Source organism: Shewanella sp. GutDb-MelDb (genome assembly GCF_002836075.1).
In the GTDB taxonomy this organism is placed as follows: Bacteria; Pseudomonadota; Gammaproteobacteria; order Enterobacterales; family Shewanellaceae; genus Shewanella.
In genome coordinates, this window is record NZ_PJBM01000018.1 from 1 (window position 1) to 4,845 (window position 4,845).

Annotated in this window: 4 protein-coding genes; 3 read left to right on the forward strand and 1 reads right to left on the reverse strand. The window is 39.1% G+C overall.

The annotated features are described in order from the left end of the window. On the reverse strand, nucleotides 1–1,378 hold a 1,378-nt coding region (locus tag CXF82_RS00550), incomplete at its 3' end, for an EAL domain-containing protein (RefSeq protein ID WP_145991622.1). 888 nt (nucleotides 1,379–2,266) lie between these two features. Between CXF82_RS00550 and CXF82_RS00555 the strand changes: the two genes are divergently transcribed. The 3 genes from CXF82_RS00555 (at nucleotide 2,267) to CXF82_RS00565 (ending at nucleotide 4,834) form a co-directional block, all read left to right on the forward strand. After that, nucleotides 2,267–2,539: a hypothetical protein gene (locus tag CXF82_RS00555; protein ID WP_101091886.1), complete on the forward strand. Its 273-nt coding sequence runs from the start codon at nucleotides 2,267–2,269 to the stop codon at nucleotides 2,537–2,539. A 516-nt stretch (nucleotides 2,540–3,055) separates the two neighbouring features. Continuing rightward, on the forward strand, nucleotides 3,056–4,042 hold the full coding sequence (gene hemB, locus CXF82_RS00560) for a porphobilinogen synthase (protein ID WP_101091887.1): 987 nt from the start codon (nucleotides 3,056–3,058) through the stop codon (nucleotides 4,040–4,042). 156 nt (nucleotides 4,043–4,198) lie between these two features. Further along, nucleotides 4,199–4,834, forward strand: a complete 636-nt coding sequence (locus CXF82_RS00565) for a DJ-1/PfpI family protein (protein ID WP_232775095.1) — start codon at nucleotides 4,199–4,201, stop codon at nucleotides 4,832–4,834. Nucleotides 4,835–4,845 lie beyond the last annotated feature (11 nt).

Genomic DNA, 4,845 nt, shown 5'->3' on the forward strand with positions numbered 1-4,845 from the left:
TTTGAGCAAATGAAATAATAGCGTCAATGGTTTTGGCGTTAAAGTTATCTTCATGACCGATGGTGTCGACAAACATTTTATCTATTTTTAACGTACTAATACCGAGGGTTTGTACATAACTAAATCCACCATATCCCGTACCAGCGTCATCTAATTTTAAATCGATCCCTAACGCGTAAATTTTATCTAACATCTGACGTGCAGCAACTAAATCACTGATGGGCAAACGCTCTGTGATTTCTAAGGAAATACGATGCGGCTTCAACTCACTGGACTCAACAATGCCTTTAAGCAAAAGATATAAATCATCGTTATCTAAGTGTTCTGGAACAATATTGATACTAAAGAATAGTGCCTTGCGCTTACTACCTAATGACTTAACATCATTAAAAACATGCTCAAGCAAGACCTTTGTCATATCGATAATCAGACCATTGGCTTCCGCGTAGGGAATAAACTGGTTAGGGGGGATCAATGAACCATTTTGTTGCTGCCATCGCATCAATACTTCACAGCCGATAACAGCTTGGGTTCTTGAATCAACGATAGGTTGATAAAAAGGAATAAACTCTTGGTGCTTAATTCCTGCCACAATTTGAGCGTGCATAGAAACTGAATGTCTTTGCCAACGCTTAACCAGATAGGTCACCCCAAAAGCAAACAACAGTGCAAAAATAGTAATAAACAACCAAGAAATTGTACTGTATTGCTTATAGAATTCAAAATTCCCCGAAAGCTCAAAGGTGGCGACAAAATAAGGTGATTCCAAGACCACCGTTTCACTCACAAATGGCTTACCGTCAAATGTTTCAAAGCCAAAAACTAACATGGGATCTGACTTAAAGGAGATGGTGTATTCGGAACAGTGTTCACACTCTAACGGCACAAAGAAGCGAGGCGCTAGCGGCGTAATGCTTGCTGTATAGTTTACATCCTCAAAATGCCTAACTAATATCCATTCATTATGCTTTCTATTGGCTAGTTCTACGACGCCAAAACTAAAATTAGGGGATATTCTATGGGTGTAAATTTTACTGATATCGCGAATGATATCATTGGACTCACAAAATATTTCTCTATCCTTTGTCACCCCAGCCCATCTAATAAAACTTGCATCAAATACAAATTCCCTTAAATTCTCAGTGGTGCTTTGATCGCATTTAAAATCTGTCTTTGAAATCGATGGCAGCTTATTCAATTCTAAAGCGCTATTTCTAATTACCTTTTCAAACTTATCAGCGAGAATTTTTGCATCGTGGGCAATAATTTTTTTTGCCAGAAAGTGATCAAGCCCTTTCATGCTAACCATGCATAAAAGAAAAATGACCACAAATACAGCCCCATATTTCATCCGTTCCATGAAGCTTGCCTCAAACACAAAAATACGTTCAATGTGACCAAAATGATGGCAAGCCCTAGGCTAAACCCCCAAGCAACTTATTTTCAATTAAGCAACTTAAAATAAAATAGTTAAATCAAGAGTCTGCTGCATAAAAGTCGGTTAAACTTAATAGGCTCTATCAAAAAGTAACCAGAACAACGCCATCTGCGACATCACAATACTACATGACGCCCCAACCGATCAATGCCTTAGCATTTCGAACAAATGCCTTGTGCATCTTAGACTTGCCATGAAATCGTTCCTAGCAACAAAAATAGAGACCATGATTAATAAACGCCACTTGTATGAAACAAAAAATCCCTGATAGCATTGCTATCAGGGCTCTTGTCAGTTCACTAAAAAGTAAAGCGTGACGCCTGATACGAGATTAGTATCTTATCCACTGAATGAGCTCGTTAGCACTTTTCACGGCAAACAGCCTCGCTAGCTGGGTCAAAGCTCAATAGTTCAGCAGAGCCAGCAATAAAAAAATTGGCCAAGAACCAATAAGCCACCCATGCATGATAGTGGGCTAAGTTTTTGAGCCTTGCTTATAGGTATGTGGGGTCAGTGTAAACTTTATTTTATTACCATACATTTCCTAATCTCACGACCCACCTCTAAGGTCTTAGCAGTAGCTTGTTTCCGTCAAAAATGGGTTAGGGCGTTTAACTCAATTTTTCCTGTATGTGTTAGCTGCTGATATTATTAACTCAAAAAACGTCATAAAGACGAATAAAATCTAATCAGATTATAAACACCGTTAAATCTTCATTTCCAAAATTTGCTTTATTGAGTACAACGCTCAAGTTATTAAGAGTTTGTTCTATTGCTTGCACTATGTTTACGACATAATGGCGTTATGTACTTAGCAGAGAATTTATAATGGACAAACAACAAGACAGCTACATGACTGAAGAGACACTAATTGAAACAGTCGAAAATCAAATCGCTGACGGTGAACCCAAAAAGGTAAAAGAAACCTTGATGCGTTTAGTCATGACAGGTACACCGCGTGAAGAAGCGGTTCAATGGATGGCGTGCGCGCTGGCTATCGAAGTATCCGATATCATGAAAAATGGTGCCTCTTTTAACGAAATACGTTATGCCCAGCATTTGGACGCACTGCCGAATTTGGATTGGATGAAAGATGAATAGCAGCTATGTCATTTCCGAACATCGAAAGCCTATGCCTGTCAGTTTTGTTCGCTAGAACATTTCGCCTCCCTAGCTGAAGTTAACGTGGAGCTATTGAGGTAAGTAAGAAATTTTCCTTGGGATATGTGGGCACATAGCCATGACAGATATACTTGTAACAGTTATTTTGACGGATAATTGGTTTACCGCTCTAAAACGTTCATTAATGTACTTTAAAGTAGTTTTAGCACATCGGAGGTAGGCTCTTAAAGTATTAGATACTTATTAAGCTTGTTTATACTCCTTTTAAGGCTATTGTTTACTACATGTGTTTAGCAAGTTGTTTAGCCTGATTATTGTTATCGATTTGTTGTGTTATGTATAAATTGGTTTATATCGTCAATACTAATGGTAATAAAATATTTAGCTATAGTTACGCAGAACTTTTCATACCGCTTTAAGTCTTATTATGTAAGGTTTAAATTTATTTTCCTTTATTTAAACTGAGTCCCTAATAATATCTGAATAGGTTACTCCATTTTGAACATAACCCCATTGCGTCGTTTAAGACGCTTACGTAGCTCCGAAGCCATGCGCGATCTATTGCGTGAAAGCCACCTTTTGCTCAACGATTTAATTCATCCTTTATTTATCGAAGAACAGATCGATCAAGCAGTACCTATCTCTACCCTACCTGGTATCAGCCGTATTCCCGAGAGTCACCTAGCCGATGAGATTCGACAGCTTTACGCTCTCGGCATACGCTATGTTATGCCTTTTGGCATATCTCACACCAAGGATGCTCAAGGAAGTGACACCTGGAATGATAATGGTCTACTTGCTCGTATGGTCAAGACGATAAAATCTGCCGTTCCCGAAATGATGGTAATTCCAGATATTTGTTTCTGTGAATATACCGATCATGGTCATTGTGGTGTAATGCAAAACAACAAAGTTTGTAACGACATTACAGTTGAAAATTTGGTCAAACAATCAGTGACTGCAGCTAAAGCAGGTGCTGACATGTTAGCACCATCGGCAATGATGGATGGCCAAGTAAAAGCCATTCGTTTAGGACTTGATGCTGCTGGTTTTCAGGACGTGGCAATTTTGGCACATTCGGCAAAATTTGCGTCTTCTTTTTATGGCCCATTTAGGGCCGCAGTAGACTGTGAACTTAGTGGGGATAGAAAAGGCTACCAACTAGATTACGCCAACGGTCGTCAAGCTCTACTTGAAGCATCACTTGATGAGGCTGAAGGTGCAGATATTCTGATGGTTAAACCAGGAACACCCTATTTAGATGTGATCTGTCGTTTAAGGCAAGAAACCCATTTACCCCTCGCTGCATATCAAGTGGGTGGGGAATATGCCGGTATTAAGTTCGCAGCTCTTGCTGGCGCACTCGATGAAAAAGCGGTAGTAACTGAAACTTTTATTGGGTTAAAACGTGCTGGGGCTGACCTAATTGTTAGTTATTATACGAAACAATATGCCACATGGTTAGCCGAGGGGAAAAATTAGTTTCATCGAAACCTTCCTGCAGTCCTTTGTGTTTGTCTGTAAAATTTAGTGTCCAAATGAGTGTTTGTAGAAGCTACTGACACTCTTTTTTTGCTATGTAATATGTTGTTTAATGGCTGTTATGCAGATCTCAAACATGAATAATGAGGTATCAAAATGATGTACAACATTGGCATTGTATTATTTGACGATTTTACAGATGTAGACTTTTTCTTAATGTATGACTTACTCGGTAGAACGACAGATAGCTGGGTTGTGTCAATATTAGGCACTAAATCAGAACACCGCTCGCATCTAGGTATGTCGGTAAAGACAGATGGTCCTATCTCAGAGGTGATTAATCAAGATGTAGTGCTAATTACGAGTGGCAAGCGTGGTATTCCTGCAGCATTACAGGATTGTGAATTTATGTCAGCTTTAAAGCTCGATCCAAACAGACAGTTAATTGGTTCGATATGTGCTGGTTCGTTTATTCTTCATGAACTTGGATTGTTAAACGGTTTGTTGTTAACGACAAACCCTGATGCTAAAAATGTACTGAAGAAAATGGGCGGCAATGTTCAAGATTTACCTTTGGTCATCGAAGGCAATATTGCTACAGCAGGCGGTTGTCTTTCTTTGGTGTACCTAATAGGTTGGGTCGCGGAACGTTTGTTTGATTCAGAGAAGCGACAATTTATCCAAAACCAGCTAATACCAGCGGGTCAATTGGAACACTTTGAAGAACTCATTAGCTCTACAATTTTATTAGCAGAACAAGAAGGCATAAATCGAATGACCTCTAAAAGGTAGTCGTGCATTGT